This window comes from Pseudoalteromonas sp. S1610, from assembly GCF_005887465.1.
GTDB lineage: Bacteria > Pseudomonadota > Gammaproteobacteria > Enterobacterales > Alteromonadaceae > Pseudoalteromonas > Pseudoalteromonas undina.
Genome location: NZ_PNDI01000011.1, coordinates 1 through 19,781, shown reverse-complemented (window position 1 = coordinate 19,781; position 19,781 = coordinate 1). Strand labels below are relative to the sequence as shown.

Annotated in this window: 19 protein-coding genes; 8 read left to right on the top strand and 11 right to left on the bottom strand. The window is 38.9% G+C overall.

From position 1 onward, the window contains the following. Positions 1 to 169: 169 nt before the first annotated feature. Genes CWB77_RS06480 through CWB77_RS06470 form a run of 3 tightly spaced genes read right to left on the bottom strand, consistent with a single transcriptional unit; the run spans position 170 to position 2,968 of the window. Positions 170 to 1,378, bottom strand: a complete 1,209-nt coding sequence (locus CWB77_RS06480) for an ABC transporter permease (protein WP_138621933.1) — start codon at positions 1,376 to 1,378, stop codon at positions 170 to 172. After that, positions 1,371 to 2,159: an ABC transporter ATP-binding protein gene (locus tag CWB77_RS06475; RefSeq protein WP_138621931.1), complete on the bottom strand. Its 789-nt coding sequence runs from the start codon at positions 2,157 to 2,159 to the stop codon at positions 1,371 to 1,373. Before CWB77_RS06475 ends, CWB77_RS06480 begins: the two co-directional genes overlap by 8 nt. Beyond that, complete coding sequence (locus CWB77_RS06470) at positions 2,156 to 2,968, bottom strand: DUF3025 domain-containing protein (RefSeq protein WP_138621929.1); 813 nt, start codon at positions 2,966 to 2,968, stop codon at positions 2,156 to 2,158. The genes CWB77_RS06475 and CWB77_RS06470 overlap by 4 nt, the downstream gene beginning before the upstream one ends. A 107-nt stretch (positions 2,969 to 3,075) precedes the next feature. Between CWB77_RS06470 and CWB77_RS06465 the strand changes: the two genes are divergently transcribed. Together CWB77_RS06465 and CWB77_RS06460 are read left to right on the top strand one after the other, a co-directional pair. Further along, complete coding sequence (locus tag CWB77_RS06465) at positions 3,076 to 4,701, top strand: M28 family metallopeptidase (protein ID WP_008113796.1); 1,626 nt, start codon at positions 3,076 to 3,078, stop codon at positions 4,699 to 4,701. Positions 4,702 to 4,789: 88 nt separating this feature from the next. Then, positions 4,790 to 5,962: a putative manganese transporter gene (locus tag CWB77_RS06460; protein ID WP_138621927.1), complete on the top strand. Its 1,173-nt coding sequence runs from the start codon at positions 4,790 to 4,792 to the stop codon at positions 5,960 to 5,962. Between the two features lie 58 nt (positions 5,963 to 6,020). Here the strand turns inward: CWB77_RS06460 and CWB77_RS06455 are convergent, their stop codons facing one another. The 7 genes from CWB77_RS06455 to seqA form a co-directional block, all read right to left on the bottom strand. After that, positions 6,021 to 6,380: a DUF805 domain-containing protein gene (locus CWB77_RS06455; protein WP_010390103.1), complete on the bottom strand. Its 360-nt coding sequence runs from the start codon at positions 6,378 to 6,380 to the stop codon at positions 6,021 to 6,023. A 159-nt stretch (positions 6,381 to 6,539) separates the two neighbouring features. Beyond that, positions 6,540 to 8,114 (bottom strand): dihydrolipoyllysine-residue acetyltransferase, encoded by a 1,575-nt coding sequence (locus CWB77_RS06450; protein ID WP_138621925.1) that lies wholly within the window; start codon positions 8,112 to 8,114, stop codon positions 6,540 to 6,542. Between the two features lie 8 nt (positions 8,115 to 8,122). After that, complete coding sequence (locus CWB77_RS06445; RefSeq protein WP_010390106.1) at positions 8,123 to 9,100, bottom strand: alpha-ketoacid dehydrogenase subunit beta; 978 nt, start codon at positions 9,098 to 9,100, stop codon at positions 8,123 to 8,125. Further along, complete coding sequence (locus CWB77_RS06440; protein WP_008466734.1) at positions 9,100 to 10,314, bottom strand: thiamine pyrophosphate-dependent dehydrogenase E1 component subunit alpha; 1,215 nt, start codon at positions 10,312 to 10,314, stop codon at positions 9,100 to 9,102. Before CWB77_RS06440 ends, CWB77_RS06445 begins: the two co-directional genes overlap by 1 nt. A gap of 265 nt (positions 10,315 to 10,579) precedes the next feature. Next, positions 10,580 to 11,632 (bottom strand): succinylglutamate desuccinylase, encoded by a 1,053-nt coding sequence (gene astE, locus CWB77_RS06435; protein ID WP_075169178.1) that lies wholly within the window; start codon positions 11,630 to 11,632, stop codon positions 10,580 to 10,582. 82 nt (positions 11,633 to 11,714) lie between these two features. Further along, the gene (pgm, locus tag CWB77_RS06430; protein WP_138621922.1) at positions 11,715 to 13,352 is read right to left on the bottom strand and encodes a phosphoglucomutase (alpha-D-glucose-1,6-bisphosphate-dependent); all 1,638 of its coding nucleotides are present in this window, start codon (positions 13,350 to 13,352) and stop codon (positions 11,715 to 11,717) included. A 9-nt stretch (positions 13,353 to 13,361) separates the two neighbouring features. Next, on the bottom strand, positions 13,362 to 13,946 hold the full coding sequence (gene seqA / locus CWB77_RS06425) for a replication initiation negative regulator SeqA (protein WP_010390110.1): 585 nt from the start codon (positions 13,944 to 13,946) through the stop codon (positions 13,362 to 13,364). A 221-nt stretch (positions 13,947 to 14,167) separates the two neighbouring features. Here seqA and CWB77_RS06420 point away from each other — a divergent pair, with 221 nt between their 5' ends. The 5 genes from CWB77_RS06420 (at position 14,168) to fur (ending at position 16,699) form a co-directional block, all read left to right on the top strand. Continuing rightward, a complete protein-coding gene (locus tag CWB77_RS06420) occupies positions 14,168 to 14,935 on the top strand; it encodes an alpha/beta fold hydrolase (RefSeq protein WP_010390111.1) in 768 nt (255 codons plus the stop codon). Between the two features lie 95 nt (positions 14,936 to 15,030). Continuing rightward, positions 15,031 to 15,252, top strand: coding sequence for a DUF2788 domain-containing protein (locus CWB77_RS06415; protein ID WP_008113777.1), 222 nt, complete (start codon positions 15,031 to 15,033; stop codon positions 15,250 to 15,252). 2 nt (positions 15,253 to 15,254) lie between these two features. Beyond that, positions 15,255 to 15,533, top strand: a complete 279-nt coding sequence (ybfE, locus tag CWB77_RS06410; protein ID WP_008113775.1) for a LexA regulated protein — start codon at positions 15,255 to 15,257, stop codon at positions 15,531 to 15,533. A 13-nt stretch (positions 15,534 to 15,546) separates the two neighbouring features. Then, a complete protein-coding gene (fldA, locus tag CWB77_RS06405; RefSeq protein WP_008113772.1) occupies positions 15,547 to 16,074 on the top strand; it encodes a flavodoxin FldA in 528 nt (175 codons plus the stop codon). Between the two features lie 181 nt (positions 16,075 to 16,255). Further along, the gene (gene fur / locus CWB77_RS06400; protein ID WP_010390113.1) at positions 16,256 to 16,699 is read left to right on the top strand and encodes a ferric iron uptake transcriptional regulator; all 444 of its coding nucleotides are present in this window, start codon (positions 16,256 to 16,258) and stop codon (positions 16,697 to 16,699) included. A gap of 65 nt (positions 16,700 to 16,764) precedes the next feature. Here the strand turns inward: fur and glnS are convergent, their stop codons facing one another. After that, the gene (gene glnS / locus CWB77_RS06395) at positions 16,765 to 18,429 is read right to left on the bottom strand and encodes a glutamine--tRNA ligase (protein ID WP_138569698.1); all 1,665 of its coding nucleotides are present in this window, start codon (positions 18,427 to 18,429) and stop codon (positions 16,765 to 16,767) included. A gap of 216 nt (positions 18,430 to 18,645) precedes the next feature. Here glnS and CWB77_RS06390 point away from each other — a divergent pair, with 216 nt between their 5' ends. Further along, positions 18,646 to 19,716 (top strand): DUF3083 family protein, encoded by a 1,071-nt coding sequence (locus CWB77_RS06390; RefSeq protein ID WP_054200998.1) that lies wholly within the window; start codon positions 18,646 to 18,648, stop codon positions 19,714 to 19,716. The last annotated feature ends 65 nt before the right edge of the window (positions 19,717 to 19,781 follow it).

Genomic DNA, 19,781 nt, shown 5'->3' with positions numbered 1-19,781 from the left:
AATTAAAAAACCGCTGTATGGTTTTTCATACAGCGGTTTTTTATTGATTGCTTATCTAGTAATTTTCAAACACAGAGCTTAAATTAAGCAAATAGCACTGTCTCATAATTAATAATTTATAAAAAAAGGTCGCTGTGCGACCTTTTTTTTTACTTTGCAATTTAGATGGTTATCTAAACAACACGTCTTCGCGGTTAAACCACTTAACACAAAATGCCAATAGTGCACCGGCTATCAGTGCCGTAGCCAAAAATATTAATCCCACCAGCGTGTAATCGACTGTGCCTTTAATAATTTCTTTAATCGCTAAGGCGACGTTAGTAACCGGAATAAAGGCTGTTTTAGCGGTCAGTTCCATATTAGGCATAATAGAGATAATAATTGGGAAAAATACCACCATACTTAATGGCGTCATGTAATTTTGCGCTTCTTTAAACGAACGTGCATAGATTGATATAGCCAATGCTAATGCAGAAAAAATAGCTGCAATTGGTAATAATAATACAAAAATCATCAGTAAGTCAGAAATGCCTAATGTACTAAATGCGGCTTTAATAAACTCTAGATCAGCAAATGCCAGTGCTAATGCAATCCAACACCCCATACTAATGACGGTGATAGTAGTTGATGCGATTGAAGTTGTGAGTAGAGTAATAAATTTACCCAATACTAGCTCAGTACGAGTAATGGGGGTAAGTAGTAAGGTTTCTAAAGTACCACGCTCTTTTTCGCCAGCGCCTAAATCAATTGCTGGGTAAGTTGCCCCCATCAGTACTAACGGGATAAGTAAATAAGGTAAAAACCCACCTACTTTTTCACCTAAGTTTTCACGTTTGTCTGCAGTATCAACTTTAACCACATTAATTGGCTTTAAAATAGATTGCTGAGCGCTTTTATCAATACCAAAGCTCAATAGTTTACTTTCTTGAAGTGTATCGCTGTACTCTTTAGCAAGCTCTTTTACTCGCTCAAATAAGAAGTTAATTGATTTTGAATCATTAAATACAACTTGCCATTCACTTTGCTTTTTATCATTTAATGTTTTTACTGCATCGCTTGGTAAGTATATCCCCATGTCGATATCGCCAGCAGTTACCCCTGCTTTTAGCTCCTCAACACTATTAAAGGTTTTATCGCCTTTATATAATTCAAAGCTTTTATGATAAAACACTTTATCAGTAAATTCTGGGGCAAAGTCGCCATTGATAATTGCATAGGTATTTACCTTTTGCTCTGCATCAAGCGCAGCTTGAGAAGAGATAAACGCAACCACAGCAAATAACAACGGAAAAACCACAATCGGAAATACCACCACGAATAACAAAGTTTTTTTATCGCGTAGCAGCTCGGTTAATTCCTTTTTAAAAACTTCAAACATCTTGCTTCTCCGCTAATATGTTCATAAACGCTTGGTTTAATTCTTCGCTGTTACCTGCTTGTTTAAATTCAGCTAGAGTGCCATCAAAACAACTTACCCCTTCATTAATAACCGCTACACGGTCACATAAAAGCGCAACTTCATCTAAATGGTGCGTTGAGAAAATAACCGGAGTGCCTTGTGCTTTTAAGCCTTTAATAAAGTTAATCACTGTTTGCGTAGTCATAATATCAAGCCCGGTAGTTGGCTCATCAAGAATAACAACGTCTGGATGATGCACCACAGCACGCGCAATGTTGGCTTTTTGCTTCATACCGGTTGATAAGTTTTCAGCACGTTTATCAATAAATTTATGCATATCGAGTAAGGTAAATAACTCTTCACAGCGTGCCTTGATTGCCTGCTTGCTCATGCCATGTAGCTTTGCAAAATATTCGATATTTTCTTTTACCGTTAAACGGCCATATAAACCAGTAGAGCCAGACAAAAACCCGATAGATTTACGCCCAATGAGTGGCTTTTTAATTATGTCATTTCCAGCAATAGTAATACTGCCATCATCCGGTTTTAATGCGGTTGAAATCATTCTTAAGGTGGTGGTTTTACCCGCGCCATTAGGCCCTAACAGCCCCAATACTTCGCCTTTTGCACAGCTAAAGCTGACATTTTTTACTGAATGAAAAAAGTCTTTATCTTCGCGTGGGTCTACTTCATCTATTTTATTTTTTTTATGATCTTTGGTGAGCTTAAACTTCTTCTTAAGCGCGGTGACTTCTATCATTTTCGTGTCCTTCGTTTCGGTCTAAAATAGTCCGTGTTGTCGTAAAATGATGAATTGTTATTCTCCTCACACCAACCAGGAACACCTAATAAGGGTAAGGGTGAAAGCTGTTTATTATCGGCTAAACAATCATCATTTTTAATCATCTCATAAAGTTGCTTATCTAGGTACTGATATTGCGTTACTAAATCTTTACAAAATATTTCATCGGGTACATTCACAAATAATGCTTTGCCTGTGAGCCCAATATAAGGTTTGGTCAACATTTCGTAATTAGCGTGGCCAAACATGAATGGCGCTATAGTTTTACCCCACTGCTCTCTTTGCGTTATAAATGCTGTTTTCCATTGATGGTCTCTTAAGCATGCTTTCCAATTAGAGTCACTAATAGCTAAAACTACGCCACACTCGTCAAACAGGGTTAATGCGTTACGATGTTTACTGCGTTGTTTTAAACCATGCACAGCTATTTCATCTACATGACGCTGATTGATTAGGGCTTTTGTTTTTGGGAATAAACACCAAATAAAACCACCAAACAGATCATGCCAATTTTGCTGGCGAGTAGGCACTTCCCCAGTTTCAAAAATAACTTGTTCATAATAGCGCTCAGCAAAGTCAACCTTTGCATCATCGATAAAACGAACGGGGAGATTATTTGCGTTTATGGCATTTAAGTACGGGGCAAAATACGCAGGTTCTGGCCAGTCTGTTTGTTGATGAATTTTAAACAGCTGACGTAAGTGAGCAAATGCCCCTGTGTTTAGGCTCGTTACTTGGAATTGTTCTGGGGGAGTAAAACGCTTCATTGTTACCTTTACTGTACATTTTTATCCGTGACAGTTTACCGCAAAAACTGGTTCTAATTAACAGAAGTTCATATACTAGGGTCACTTAGAACAAAAAAAGAGCCAATATGAAACGTTATTTTTCTTTGACCTTAATCACAACAGCGATTCTAGCGGGTTGTGCAACAACAAGTATCACTTCTGACGATGTCGCGAAAGGCTATAACAGCATTCAAGCCGATGAAATTGCTAAGCATGTAAAAGTGTTAGCCTCTGATGAGTTTGGTGGTCGTGCTCCTTCATCTGAAGGTGAAAAGCTTACGCTTGACTACTTAACAAAAGAATTTACTGCATTGGGCTTTGAACCGGGTAACGGTGATAGTTTTTTCCAAGAAGTCCCGCTTGTATCATTAGAAGCAGACTCTGACATGGTGCTTAATATTGGCGGTAAAGACTACCAATACAAAAAAGACATGGTAATGGGTAGTAGCCGTATAAGTGCGCAAGAAGGGATTGAAAATTCAGAGCTGGTATTTGTCGGCTACGGTGTTAACGCACCTGAATATAATTGGAATGATTACGAAGGCCTAGATGTTAAGGGTAAAACCGTCGTGATGCTGGTAAATGATCCTGGTTTTGCAACTAAAGATCCAAACTTATTTACCGGTGATGCCATGACCTATTACGGGCGCTGGACTTATAAATACGAAGAAGCAAGCCGTCAAGGTGCAGCGGGCGCTATTATCATTCATGAAACGGCTCCTGCTTCTTACCCTTGGTCAGTGGTTGAGAACTCGTGGAGTGGCGAGCAGTTTGGTTTTGTAAAAGATAATAACAACATGGATCGTGTTGCTGTTGAAGGTTGGGTTACTGTTGATGTAGCAAAAGAGCTATTTACTAAAGCAGGTCTTGATTTTGATACTGCTAAAGCAGAAGCAGCTAAAGGCGCTTACCATGTAGATATGGGCGATTTAGCTGCCACTGTGAATGTAAAAAATACCATCAAAAAATCGGTATCTTATAACTTTATTGCCACTCTTCCTGGTAGTAAAACGCCAGATGAGCATATTATTTACTCTGCGCATTGGGATCATTTAGGAACGGATAAAAATCGTAAAGGCGATCAAATTTATAATGGTGCCCACGATAATGCGACAGGTACAGCCGGTATGATCGAAGTGGCTGAAGCCTTTACTAAACTAGGTAAACGCCCTGACCGCTCAATGACCTTTTTAGCGGTAACCGCTGAAGAACAAGGCTTGCTTGGCTCAAAATATTACGCCGCTAACCCGGTTATTCCAGCAAATAAAACCGTTGCTAATATTAATATGGATAGCTTAAACCTATTAGGAAAAGTAAAAGATATTAGTGTGGTGGGTATTGGTAAATCGCAAATGGATGAACTATTAGCAACGGCTGCTAAAGAGCAAGGTAGAACAGTATCGGGCGACCCTAAACCATCTTCAGGTGGTTACTACCGCTCAGATCACTTTGCCTTTGCCAATATGGGTGTACCTGCTATGTATGCCGGTGGTGGTTCAGAAGCATTTGACGAAGAAACGGCTAATTATCGCAAGCGTATGAGTTTAGTATTGCGCGGTTGTTACCACCAGCCTTGTGATAGATATCGTGATGAGTGGGATTTATCAGGTGCGGTTCAAGATTTACAACTATTTTATAAAGTAGGTTTTGATATTTCACAGCAAACTCAATGGCCTACTTGGAATGAAAACTCAGAGTTTCAACGTAAATAAACGTTCTCAAGCAACCACATAAATGATATTGATTATCATTTAATAAAATAGTACAGTGCGATCTAGTTTATTAATTAGGTCGTACTGTATGTTTTTAACAGAACATTTGGGAGTTATTTCGCCAGCTGCAAAACGTGTTTTTCATCAAAATAAACGCCTAATTTTACCACTGTTAATTTTAGTTTGTTTAGCCCTGCCCAGCTTACGCACTATAACAATCACTGCACTTAGTGATGCTTTTTTTCAAGTCAGTGTGTTTGTTGCTGCGACCCTATTTATTTACTACTACGCGATTGATCATTTACCCCAACTAGAGCTTCGTTATCTAAATGCTAAGTCTCCTGTATTAGAGGTCAGCTTTGCTGCTTTTTTAGGTATGCTGCCAGGCTGTGGTGGTGCAATCATTGTGGTTACTCAATTTACCAAGGGACAAGCCAGCTTTGGGGCTATTGTTGCGGTATTAACGGCCACTATGGGTGATGCGGCATTTTTATTATTAGCTACCCGCCCTACTGATGGGTTAACGATAATGGCAATAGGCTTAGTCGTTGGAACGCTAACAGGCTTACTGGTTAATAAACTGCATAAAACAGGTTATTTATGCCCTACCAATCAAAAGCAAACACAACCAGTGACTGTATTGCCAACCAAAATAATAAAGTTGAGCAAGCCTATTTGGTTAATGGCTATTATTCCTGGGTTACTTATTGCTTTTGTACTGGCGTTTAATATTGATTTAAGCCAATTTGGCAAGCACACAGTGACCGCAGTCAGTTTTTTTGGCGCATTAATGGCATTGTTTGTAGTATTTATGTGGGCGCTATCATCAAAAGGTGAAAGCTATAAGGAAGTAACCTCAGAAGATGATGTATGCAGTTCGCCTTCAAAAATAACAAAAGTACTGCAAGATACTCATTTTGTAACTGCGTGGGTGGTTGCCTCCTTTATATTATTTGAACTACTAGTGACAGTGTTTGGTCTTGATTTAAAAACATGGTTTGTAAATTATGCCTATTTAGCACCTTTAATTGCAGTATTAATTGGCTTCTTACCCGGTTGTGGACCGCAAATCATTGTCACCACTTTATACATTCAAGGTGTGATACCGTTTAGTGCTTTAGCTGCGAACGCCATCTCCAACGATGGCGATGCGCTTTTCCCTGCTATTGCTATGGCACCCAGAGCGGCCATTATTGCTACAATTTATACCGCCATACCGGCATTGATGGTTGGTTATGGACTGTATTACTTTGTAACTTAATTTTTTACATAAAAAAGCTCAGCAATGGCTGAGCTTAAAATGTTTACAAGTTACCTAATTAAGCAGTGTGTAGTTCAACTTCTTTAGGGTTTGCACCGTGATCGTTTTCACCTTCTTGCGAGTCTTGCGCTAGGAAGATAATCAAAATGATCCAGCCAATCACTGGCACTAGCCACAGTAATTGCCACCAACCTGAACGATTAGTATCGTGAAGACGGCGAGCACCCGCACTTAGTTGAGGAATCAATAAAGCCAAGCTATATATTGTGCTTACAAACATTGTGTTTGTAATACCATCTATAACACTTGTTAAAAGCGAAAAAATCAAATTAATTAACATAAACATCCAAAATGCTTTGCGGCGATTACGTCCTGAAAAATCTGCGTAGCTACGCAGTGCATTCATATAATGTTCCATAAAATTTCCTTAATGTTATTTTTTATATTCCCTAAAGGGCGTACAGTGTTACCTATTTGGTTACATTTGTATCTTAATTAATAATATAAATTTATTAAAGAAAAAAACCAGCTTTATGCTGGTTTTTTAAATAGTTTTTTAATAAATCATCAAAAAGAATTAGCGCATTGCCATCATCATTTTAGCTGGCTGTTCTAGGTATTCTTTCCATAAATTATTAAAGCGCGCTATAGTGCCGCCATCAATTACACGGTGATCACCTGACCAACTTACTTGCATAATTGCACGTGAAACTACCTGCCCTTGCTGATCAAAGCGTGGAAGGTGCTGTAATTTACCAAGTGCAACAATCGCGACTTCTGGCTTATTTATGATTGGCGTTGCAATAGTGCCGCCAATTGCACCAATGTTAGAAATGCTAATAGTGCCACCTTTTAAATCATCAGGTGCAACTCGCCCTTCGCGAGCAGAATCAGTAAGCTGAGTTAAACTGTTAGCAACCTCTACAATGCTTTTAGTTTGACAAGCTTTAATATTAGGCACTAATAAGCCCACTTTAGAATCTACCGCAATCCCAATATTATGATCGTCATAGTAAGTAATTTCGCTACAATCATCATTTACTTTTGAGTTAAGTACTGGGAATTGACTCATTGCCAACGATAACGCCTTAATAAAGAACGGCATCATAGTTAACTTAACACCCTGTGCTTTATATTGCTCTTTCAGATCAGCTCTAAGTGCAATTAAATCAGTTAAGTCAATTTCATCACTGTAGGTAAAGTGTGGAATAGTAGAAACCGACGCCACCATTTGTTTTGCCATGGCCGCTTTAATGCCTTTAATCGCTTCTGTTCGCGTTCCACCTGTGCTCGCTGCATGTTCAGTACTGCTGGTTTTTTTACTCTCAGAAGCTTGTGGTTTGTTAAGCTCAGAAGTATCCATACCAGATGGCACTTCATTTTTTATAAACGCTTCAATATCTTGTTTATAAATACGACCATTTTTACCACTGCCTGGTACGCAAGTTAAATCTACATCAAGCTCTCGCGCTTTACGTCTAACCGCAGGTGAGGCAACTGCTTTTTGGTTAATTACTGCAGTTTTTGGTTGCGATTGTTTAGCCGGTGAATCGGTAGTTGCATTGCTTTGTGCTTTTACGACCGCTTGATTAACATCAACATCTTCTTTTGCTGCTTGACCTGCTATGGTCATTTGAAACAACGGGCTGTGTACTTTGGCAATTTCACCTTTTTGATAATATAGCTTTTGTACAGTACCGGTATATTTAGCCGGTATCTGTACCAACGCTTTATCAGTCATTACATCACAAACAGCTTGGTCTTCTTCAATCTCATCGCCTTCTGCTACTAACCACTCTACAATTTCACACTCAACAATACCTTCACCAATATCGGGTAAGATAAAATCTTCTAAGTGTTCACGAGTAGATGTTGGTGCCGAAGATGTTTCAGTCTTTTCGCTGGGTGCTTCCCCGGCAACATCCATTGCAAATAATGGCGCATGCACTTTAGCAATATCGCCTTTTTTGCAATGCAGCTTAGTGATCACCCCATCGTGTACCGCAGGAATTTGCACTAAGGCTTTGTCTGTCATCACATCACAAATAGGCTGATCTTCTTTTACTGTATCACCTTCTTGTACCAGCCATTCGACTACTTCGCATTCAACAATGCCTTCACCAATGTCGGGTAATATAAAATCTTTAGCCATGGAAACCCCTAAAAGTTCACTGATTGTTTAATTGCGGCCATTACTTTCAATGCATCTGGAACATATTCTTTTTCAAGCGCCAGCGGGTATGGTGTATCTAAACCACAGACACGTAAAATAGGTGACTCTAAATGCAAGAAACACTCTTGAGCGATGGTTGCCGCAATTTCGGCGCCAAAACCATTAGTAATAGGTGCTTCATGACTAACAATAAGACGGCCTGTTTTTGTCACTGACTTAGCAATCGTTTCAACATCCCACGGTAGAATACTACGAAGGTCAATCACCTCACAGCTAATACCTTGCTCGCTGGCTTGTTTAGCGGCTGCTTCTACGATTTCCATTTGTGCGCCCCACGCCAATAAAGTAACGTCAGTGCCCTCTTGAACTACCTCAGCTTTACCTAGTTCAATGCTGTAATCTTCTTCTGGAACTTCACCCGTAGATGCACGATATAAACGTTTTGGCTCAAAAAATAGCACTGGATTATCGTCTTTAATACATGCGCGAAGTAAGCCTTTAGCTTGATAAGGATTACGCGGCACGACAATTTTTAACCCTGGCGTATGAGCAAAATATGCTTCTGGCGATTGCGAGTGATACAAACCACCAGCAATACCGCCGCCGTAAGGTGTTCGTATTGTTAGATTACCTACGTTAAATTCATTACCGCTACGGTAGCGAAACTTAGCAGATTCATTCACAATTTGATCAAACGCAGGAAAGATGTAATCAGCAAATTGAATCTCAGCAAGCGCTGGTGCACCAAATGCGGCCAATCCGTTAGCAAAACCTAAAATGCCTTGCTCTGTAAGCGGCGTGTTGAATACTCGGTGCTTACCGTATTTTTCTTGTAAGCCTGATGTTGCTCTAAAAACACCGCCAAAATAACCCACGTCTTCACCAAAAATACACGCTTGAGGGTGCTCATTCATAGTGATATCTAAAGCAGAATTAATTGCATGTAGCATGTTCATTTTAGCCATTACTTAATTCTCCCTGCTGTTGTTGGGTAGGCATCAGGATGAGCTTTTATATGTGTTTTAAGCTCATCATATTGGCGTTGTAAAGATGGAATTGGTGTATCGTACACATCAGAAATCAGCTCTTCTAAGGCTGGTTTATCAATTACTTCAGCGCGTTTAAGTGCCGCCAAAATATCATCACGAATTGTTTCTTTCGCTTTTATATCTTCTGCGTCATCTAACCAGTTTTGTTTTACTAGCCATTTTCTAAAGCGCTCTATTGGGCACGCTTTATAGTTTGCTTCTTCATCTTTTGAACGGTAGCCACTAGGATCATCTGACGTTGAGTGCGCGCCTAAACGATAAGCTATCGATTCAATAAGTACAGGTTCACCTTGGGTTGCTGCAATTTCTCGGGCTTTTTTAGTTGCTGCATAAACAGCGAGTGCATCGCTGCCATCAACACGTATGGTTTTAATACCATACCCTACGCCACGCGATGCAATACCATCACCTTTAAATTGTTCATCAGCTGGGGTAGAAATAGCATAACCATTGTTACGTGCAAAAAAGATAACCGGTGCCTTGTGCACTGCAGCCATGTTAAGACCTGCGTGAAAATCACCTTCTGAAGCGGCACCTTCACCAAAATAACAAATGGTGACGTTATCAATAGTGCTTGCTAGTTCACCTGTTTTAGCATCGATATGTTTTACTTTTTGACCGTATGCATAACCGGTGGCCTGTGGGATTTGAGTTCCTAATGGCGATGAAATTGTCATGTAGTTAAGTGCTTTAGAACCGTAATGGATCGGCATTTGACGGCCTTTACCAAGATCTAGTTCGTTAGAAAACATCTGATTCATAAATTGGTCAAGCGTAAAACCACGGTAGTGCAACGCCGCTTGCTCACGGTATTGCGCCATAATCATATCATCTTGATCAAGGGCTGCCGCAGAGGCTGTTACCGCCGCTTCTTCACCTAAACACTGCATGTAAAAGCTAACACGGCCTTGGCGTTGAGCACCCTGCATACGTTCATCCAATAAACGAATAAAACGCATGGTTTCGTATAATTTAATAGCGGTTTGTTTAGAAATGTCAGGTGCAGGAGCACTAGGATGAATGTCGCCGTCCTCAGTTAAAATACTAAGGGTTGGAATATTAAGCGCGTGACCGTCGATAAACTCAAGCTCATGGTTAATATTCAGCGATACGTTATTGGGATTACTCATAACCTACCTTCTCTTGTTGTCGGTATCACAGTGCCCCTTTAAATTATTATTATGGGTGATTGTTGCTGAATAAACTTTGCAACATCTGCACTGTATTTAATTAAAGCTGCCAACACTTTACGTTAACGTAAAGTGTTATTCAACAAAACTGTGACCAAACAAAAGTAAATATTGAGCAAAAAACTGGCAAGTTAACTATACATATAATTAACCACTTATTAATCAGTTGGTTAAACTTTCATAACAAGTGGTCTGATGTGTTGAATTAGCTAAAACGACTATCCACCTGCATAGGCACAACCGTTAATAGTGCACGTTGTCCAATAGCAACTTGTGCGTTAGGAAAAATAATCGCTTCCCCTTCTACGTCCGCATAAATTGCATTATCACCATCAGTTGCTAAAAGCTCACCCTTTGCAAAGCCTGTAAAGTTCTCGGCATCATCAGAAAACGGGAAGCTAAAGTTTTGCTCTGTGCGGTTAATTGTGCGATGAACAGAAAACAACTCAAAGTCACTTGCATTAAATTTAGGGTATTCCACTTCTTTTTGACTAATTAATGCAGTTAATGTTTGCTTAGTTTTTGCAAAGCGCGACATGTCGTTTTCACCAAAGGGTTTTACTTGCCCAAGCTCAACGGTAAACGAATCAGCCCCATGCACAAACGATGAATAGTAGCTAAACGTGGTAGCGGGTGATTTCATCATTAATACCGTATTAACTCCGCAACTCAATAAAAACTGCAGTTGCGACTTTTTCCAAGGCTTGCCATGTAAAAATGGGTAAACAGCAAACTTCTCATTTTTAGAACCACGAATAGCGGTATGTAAATCATAATGACAGCGATACGTGTCCTGCTCTGAGCGTGCATAAAAATCGCTAACGTACTGTTCAAGTTTTGCAGCACGAATACGTTCGTCGTTCATCGCGATGCCATCAACAGTGTGGTGCCCATTAAATAAGCGATTTAAGTTCTCTTCTACAAAGCGTTTACCAATATTAATTGACTGAGGGTTACCAAAAATAAATAAAACCCGTTGTTGTAATTCAAGTTTTCCACTAATAATGTGTTTAATCAGTTCATCGCAAATTTCTATAGGGGCTGTCTCATTGCCATGAATTGCACTTGAAAGCACCACATTCTTTGACGTTATACAATCAGGCTCAAATTCAATTACACCGGTATCATGCACGGTTACTTGCGTATTATTATTAAGAGTAAATTGGCCTGCATCCAAATGCCATTCATGGTTTCGAGAAAGCGTTAAAAAATCACCATCATGTTTTAATTGATTAATATATTCTGAAGTGGCTGACATCACTATAAAGCCCTTTTTGTTTTATAAATTGTAGATACAAAAACGGCTGAATAAATCAGCCGTTTTTAATTTTAATTGCAGATTAGCTAATTACTGAATCAACCAGTTTTTTAGCTTCTTTTTCTAATAAGGCTAAATGCTCTTCGCCTTTAAATGATTCTAGATATATTTTATATATATCTTCAGTACCTGACGGACGAGCAGCAAACCAGCCACTTTCAGTTACTACTTTTAATCCACCAATTGCTGCATTATTACCTGGCGCATGAGTAAGCTTTTGCATAATTGGCTCACCGGCTAAGGTATCGGCTTTAACATCGTCAGCACTGAGCGCTTTTAAACGTGATTTTTGCTCAGGCGTCGCTGGCGCATCTAAACGTTTATAAATTGGTGCACCAAATTCTTGCTCTAGTTCTTTATATAACGTAGACGGTGTTTTACCTGTAACTGCAAGAATTTCAGCAGCAAGTAGCCCCATGATAAAGCCATCTTTGTCTGTACACCATACGGTGCCATCAAAACGTAAGAAGGCTGCCCCAGCGCTTTCTTCACCACCAAAAGCCAACTTGCCTTTATTTAACCCCTCAACAAACCATTTAAAACCAACAGGTACTTCTTTTACTTTACGCTTATTACGCTCAGTGACTTTATCAATCATTGAGCTAGAAACGAGGGTTTTACCAATTTCAACGCTGGCATCCCAGTCACGATGCGTTAGTAAGTAATCAATGGCTACTGCTAAAAAGTGATTTGGATTCATTAATCCATCAGGTGTTACTATGCCATGACGGTCATAATCAGGGTCATTGCCTATCGATAGATCAAAATCATCTTTAAGGGCAATTAAATTCGCCATTGAATAAGGTGATGAGCAATCCATACGAATTTTGCCATCTTTATCAAGTGGCATAAATGCAAAACGCGGATCAACACTGTCATTTACAACGGTTAAATCTAGATTGTATTTTTTCGCAATCACTGGCCAAAAGTTGATGCCTGAACCACCTAATGGATCAATACCTACTTTAATACCAGCATCACTAATCGCTTTTAAGTTAACAATGTTTTCAAGTTCATTAATGTACGGTGTCATTAAATCTTCATAGCGGATAAAACCAGAACGCGACGCTTTAGCAAATGGAAACAGTTCTACTTCAACTAAGTCTTCCATTAAAAGCTGATTGGCTCTATCTTCAATCCATTTTGTTACATCTGTATCTGCAGGGCCGCCATTAGGTGGGTTATATTTGAACCCGCCATCTTCAGGAGGATTATGAGACGGAGTAACAACAATACCATCGGCTAATTCATTTGGGTGATTTTTATTATAACTAACAATAGCGTGGCTAATTACCGGCGTTGGTGTGAAGTCGCCATTTTCTTGGGTGATCACTTGCACTTCGTTAGCAACCAGCACTTCTATCGCTGAGTTAAAGGCCGCTTCGCTTAATGCGTGGGTGTCTTTACCCAAAAATAATGGGCCGAATATATCGTTTTGTTTTCTGTAATCACAAATAGCTTGGGTGATTGATAATATGTGGGATTCATTAAATTTCACATCATACGCACAACCACGGTGCCCTGAGGTGCCAAAGGCAACACAATGCTCAGGGTTTTGCTCTAGATCAGGCTCATTTAAATAATACGCAGACACTAACTTTGGTACATTCACTAAAACCGATTGTGGTGCAGTTTTCCCTGCGCCGGAATGAATTGCCATGGTATTTCCTTAAAGATAATCACGAATTTTTTCAGCTTGCTCATTGCTATAGCCCAAGCTAAGTGCAACTTCATGCAGCATCATTTTTTTACGTGTAGTATTTGAATTAGTCATCACCCAATATTCACTATCGGTGATGTTTTTAGGGTTCATACTACTACCGCTATTCACTAAGTCTTCTTTACTGGTCGCAAAATAAACACGATCGCGGCCTTTGATATCAAGCACTGCTGAAAAGTCAGTTTTGTGCGTTCGGTAAAATGCACTTAATATAAATAAGAAACGACCAACAACACCTTTTTGCATTGCCAGCTCTTCTTTATTTAAAATATTAAATACGTTCGCATTCTTTTTATTTACCGGCGGTTTCGCCACAGAGGCTGGCTGTTCAACGGCAGCAACTTGTTGTTCTTCAGATGGATTAGACACACTAACAGTTTCATTTTTATGATCAGTGTCTGATTTTGTAGTGTGAATTTTTTCGCCGCTGAGATTTAATAAACGACGTAAAATAGTCGATGCACTTTCACCAATACTCTGGGTATTGCTAGCAATGTACTGATATAACTCGTCGTCTATGTCGATTTGTTTCATGTTCTTCCTGTCATTACGGGTCACATTTTTCTTTCGATATGATTATACCCAATCCAGTTAGAAATGCGAGTTACAACCCACGCTACCCTAAACATATAATTAATAATGACCAAATAATCAGAGAGCTAGGTATTTTGCAACCAGCGTTTAAATAATATCTGTATTTTTTGCTTTTTTAGTTAATGCTCGGCAAACTATGCGCAAAATTATGGGAGACGTTTATGCAATTAAATTACAAACAAATTGGTCAAGGTCCTGATGTTGTTTTGATCCATGGACTGTTTGGCTCTTTAGAAAACCTTAATGTGATTGCAAAACCATTAAGTGAACACTTTTGCGTAACCAATGTCGATTTACGTAACCATGGCCTTTCCCCACACAGTGATGAAATGGATTACCTAGCCATGGCCAATGACATTGTGGAATTAATGGCGAAATTGAAAATACAAAAAGCCCACCTTGTAGGGCATTCCATGGGCGGTAAAGTGGCAATGCAAGTTGCATTAACCCATAGCGAATTGGTCAATAAATTAGTGGTACTTGATATCGCCCCAGTTAGCTACCCGGCTCGTCATACCCAAATCATTGAGGCATTAAATGCAGTAAAAAATGCCGATATTAGTGATAGAAAGCAAGCTGATTTAGTAATGCAACCGTATATAGAAGAGTTAGGAGTACGTCAGTTTTTATTGAAGAGTTTATATAAAAATGATGCAGGGAAATTTGTATGGCGATTCAATTTATCAGTGCTTGATAATAAATATTCAACAATTACCGACAACATTAATGCAAATAATTCTTGTTTATGCGAAACTCTGTTTATTAAAGGTAATGACTCTGACTACATATTAGCTGAGCACCGTGAAGCAATTAATTCGCTGTTTAAAAATGTAAGTGCAAAAATCATCCATGGTGCGGGTCATTGGTTGCATGCCCAAAAACCACAGGCTGTAAACAAAGCAATCAATGATTTTTTAACTGCAGTTTAATGTTATTTTTGTGGCGTGTTTTTGATTTATCACACTAAATAATTAAAGATTTATGTGCTATAGTACGCGCCGTTTAATTTAAAGGTTATACGTCGATGGTCAGTCAGTTTATTAACGAATTTGATACCTTAGGGTTGTATTTTGGCTTAGCAGGTATTTTTATTTTTATCGGCTTGGCAATTAAAGACGTACTGAAAAGCGGCAATGTGCCTAAATTTGGTCGTTATATTGTGTGGCTGGTACTTTTTTTAGGTTGTTCTGGCTTTATTGCCAAAGGACTTATTCAGGTATTTTGGCAAGGTGCGGGTGTAGGTTAAGCATGGCCAAGTCAGAAACAGATAGAACAACGCTTGATTTATTTGAATACGAGAAACGTCCAGGTAGGCCGAAAACCAATCCCCTTCCACGGGATATGCAGTTAAAGGTCAATAAACGTAATCAAATAAAAAGAGATAAAGCACGTGGCTTAAAGCGTGTTGAATTTAAAGTTTCGTCACAGCTGTATCAGGCTTTGAGTGATATGGCAGATGCACAAAATATTAGCCGTAGTGCGTTGATCGAAACAATTTTACAAGAAAGATTGGCTATTGATAGATAAAAGGTTTAAATCCATGGCAAGTGTAGGCATTTTTTTCGGAAGTGATACAGGTAACACAGAACACGTAGCAAAAATGATCCAAAAAGAATTGGGTAAAAAGCTCGTTGCTGTGCATGACATTGCAAAAAGCTCTAAAGAAGAGATAGCTGAATTTGATCTGATCTTATTCGGCATTCCAACTTGGTACTATGGCGAAGCGCAGTGTGATTGGGATGACTTTTTTCCTGAGCTTGAAGAAGTAAGCTTTGAAGGTAAGCTAGTGGCTATTTTTGGCTGTGGCGACCAAGAAGACTATGCAGAATACTTCTTAGACGCTATGGGTATGATCAACGATATCGTAACAGAGCGTGGTGCTATTGTTGTTGGTCATTGGCCAACAGACAGCTATGATTTTGAAGCATCAAAAGGTATGGCGGATGACAAGCACTTTGTAGGCTTAGGGATTGATGAAGACCGCCAGCCTGAATTGACTGAGCAACGCGTTAAACAATGGTGTGCTCAGGTATATGATGAAATGTGCTTAAGTGAGTTAGCAGATTAACCCTCCCTTTTTATGCTAACTGTTTAAAATATTATCAAACAGTTAGCATTTTCCGCGTTAATATTGATATAGATCAATTGTTCTTTGCACTTCCTGCAAAGGCACGTTATCCTAACTGTTATTGTGACGAGTACATCTTGCAAGATGTCTAGTATAACTAAATAAAATTGAGACAGATTTAATGACTGATCATAACTTGGAACTTAAAAAAGCCGGGCTAAAGGTAACTTTACCGCGTATTAAAATTTTAGAGATTCTTCAATCTCCAGATAACCAACACATAAGCGCTGAAGATGTTTACAAGGTTTTATTAGATCTAGGCGAAGAAATTGGTCTTGCGACTGTTTACCGTGTTTTAAATCAATTTGATGATGCGGGTATTGTTAGCCGTCATCATTTTGAAGGTGGCAAGTCTGTATTTGAACTTTCTGGCAGTACTCACCATGACCACTTAGTGTGTTTAAAGTGTGGCAAGGTTGTTGAGTTTGAAGATGACTTAATTGAACGTCGTCAACTCGAGATTGCTGAAGAAAACGGTATTAAGCTAACTAACCACTCTCTTTACCTATACGGTGAGTGTGAAGATAAAGACGCATGTAAGGCGTTTGCACAAAACAACAGTTAATTTTTATTAATTGCATAAAAAAACCTGCTAAAAGCAGGTTTTTTTGTGTCTAAAATAGAACAGAATTACTTCTGATCTATTTTAGCCCATGAGTCGCGCAGACCCACAGTTTGGTTAAATACCACGTTCTCAGATTTACTATCACGAGAGAAGTAACCAGTACGCTCAAACTGGAAACCTTGCGCAGGCTGTGAATTTGCCAGTGAAGGTTCTAGTTTTGCATTATTAATAACAACTAACGACTCTGGGTTTAATGTGCTTTCAAAATCTTCTGCTGCTGCAGGATTAGGAACACTGAATAAACGGTCATATAAACGTACTTCCGCCGTCACTGACTCAGGTGCTGACACCCAATGAATCACCCCTTTTACCTTACGCCCATCGCTTGGGTTTTTACCCAATGTTTCAGGATCGTAAGTGCAGTAAATAGTGGTAATTTCACCGTTATCATCTTTTTCAACACGATCTGCTTTTATTACATAAGCGCCACGTAAGCGTACTTCTTTATCAAGTACTAAACGTTTGAACTTATTGTTTGCTTCTTCGCGGAAATCTTCACGTTCAATAAAAATTTCACGGGTAAAAGGCACATCACGACGACCCATTTCTTCTTTATTTGGGTGATTAGCAACAGACAATGTTTCAACAGTGTCGGCTTCATAATTCTCAATAACGATTTTAACCGGATCAAGTACAGCCATAGCACGCGGTGCATTTTCGTTTAAATCATCACGGATACACGCTTCAAGCATACCCATTTCGACCATATTTTCTTGTTTAGTAATACCAATACGTAAACAAAACTCACGAATTGAAGCCGGTGTATAACCTCGACGACGAAGACCTGCAATCGTTGGCATACGCGGGTCATCCCACCCTTCTACCTTGTTATTTACCACTAAGTCATTAAGCTTACGCTTTGACATAATTGTGTATTCAAGGTTTAACCGTGAAAATTCAATTTGCTGTGGATGGCATTCAAGGCTGATATTATCAAGAACCCAGTCGTAAAGACGACGGTTATCTTGGAATTCTAAGGTACATAATGAATGTGTTATACCTTCTAGCGCATCAGAAATACAATGCGTGAAGTCGTACATTGGGTAAATGCACCATTTATCAGCAGTTTGGTGATGATGAGCAAAGCGAACGCGGTAAATAATTGGATCGCGCAGCACCATAAATGAGCTTGCCATATCAATTTTTGCGCGCAGTACACATTCGCCCTCTTTGAATTCACCATTGCGCATCTTTTCAAATAATGCGAGGTTTTCTTCAACCGAGGTATCGCGATAAGGGCTATTCTTACCAGGCTCTTTTAATGTGCCACGGTATTCACGCGCTTGATCGGCAGTTAAAAAACACACATACGCTAAACCTTTTTCAATTAACTCAACTGCATAGCCGTAAAGCACATCAAAATAGTTTGACGAATATTTAATCTCACCATCCCAATTAAACCCTAACCACTGTACGTCTTCTTTAATTGAATTAACGTAGTTAATATCTTCTTTTTCTGGGTTTGTATCGTCAAAACGAAGGTTACATAAACCGTTATAGTCTTTGGCGATACCAAAATTTAGGCAAATTGATTTTGCATGGCCAATATGTAAAAAGCCATTTGGTTCTGGTGGAAAACGGGTATGCGTTGTGGCATGTTTTCCACTTGCTAAATCTTCATCAATTCGGGTTCTAATAAAGTTACTTGGGCGATTCTCGATTTCCGCCATAGGAGTATAAACCTCTGTATATTGCGTGATAACAAAACTAATGCATTATTACAAAAACCAAGCCTAACATACAGTAATAGATACGGGTTTATGCTGGTAATTAACAAAGTTTGTTTAATAAGGGATAGTTTATGAACAAAATTTGTTTTAGCGCAATATTTAAGTCATCAAAGCATTCTATAGTATAAAAATAAACCCAACTTACAGGAACGAAAGATGGCTTCATTAAATCAACACCGTGTTTATATCCCAAGCAATGCTAGAGCAAACCATTATTTATTAGCTGAAATCACGCCAAACGATGAGTTTTATAAGAGCTTTAGTAATATTAATGCGTGTTATCAGCGTATTGCTCGCCAACTATTTGCCGCTTGTGATGAATATGAACTTCACAATGTGCATTTACTCGCCAATGATAAACTGCCGGTCGTGCGATTTCATGATGAGTCTTATCAACTTGAAACCGATAAGCAAATGTTGTTTTTCTATAATCCTCGTTACCATGAAGCACATAAACTTCATTACACCGAAGATCAGCAAAGCAAAAAGATTCGCTTATTGTTTTTAGCCACTGGGGATGATATTCGCGCTCACTCCGCACAATTTCATAACAATGTACAAAAAGTATTGGATCTTTTACAACAGCAATTATTTGTAGAGCAACCAAGCTTTAAATTACGTGATCATCAGCATTTGACCTATGATTTATTCGCTAAAGAAAAAGGCAATAAAGAAAGTTACGGTTATAAATTAAGAAGTTTATATCCTCGTTATCAATCAAGACAATGCGAGATACCAAGCACACACGCAGAAATGACCTATGTCACTTTTTCGATACCGATAACTCGTAATATTAAAACGCAGTTTCAAAGTGAGATTAACAGCCAAACTTATCAGCCGTTCTACACCCACTTTTCAAAACTATTTACCCAGTTATGTGAAGACAATAAACTCACCCACGCTGCAATGGTTGCTAATGGCGCAATGCCAATAATACGCAACAGCCAAGTCGATAGAAATGAAGGAAATGAAGAGCTACAAAAAATAAGTTTTGATATAGAAGACTCAACCCCGCAAATAAAAGTATTTTTTGAAGCCGATAAATTAGTCGAAACACTGCATTTTGTCATTGTGGCAGCTGAGCATAATAAACATGAAATTGGCTATGGTCGTTTTATGAATCAAGTTGAAAAAGCCATACATGGCTTATGTGAGGAGTTAGCAATTAATAAGCAACGCCAAGATTTATCTGTGCGCTTTTTTCAGCATATAAGTTACCCATATTAATTAATCTAAACTGTGGTTAATTAGGTACCTGAACTTTAGATAACAAAAAGGCTCGCAATTGCGAG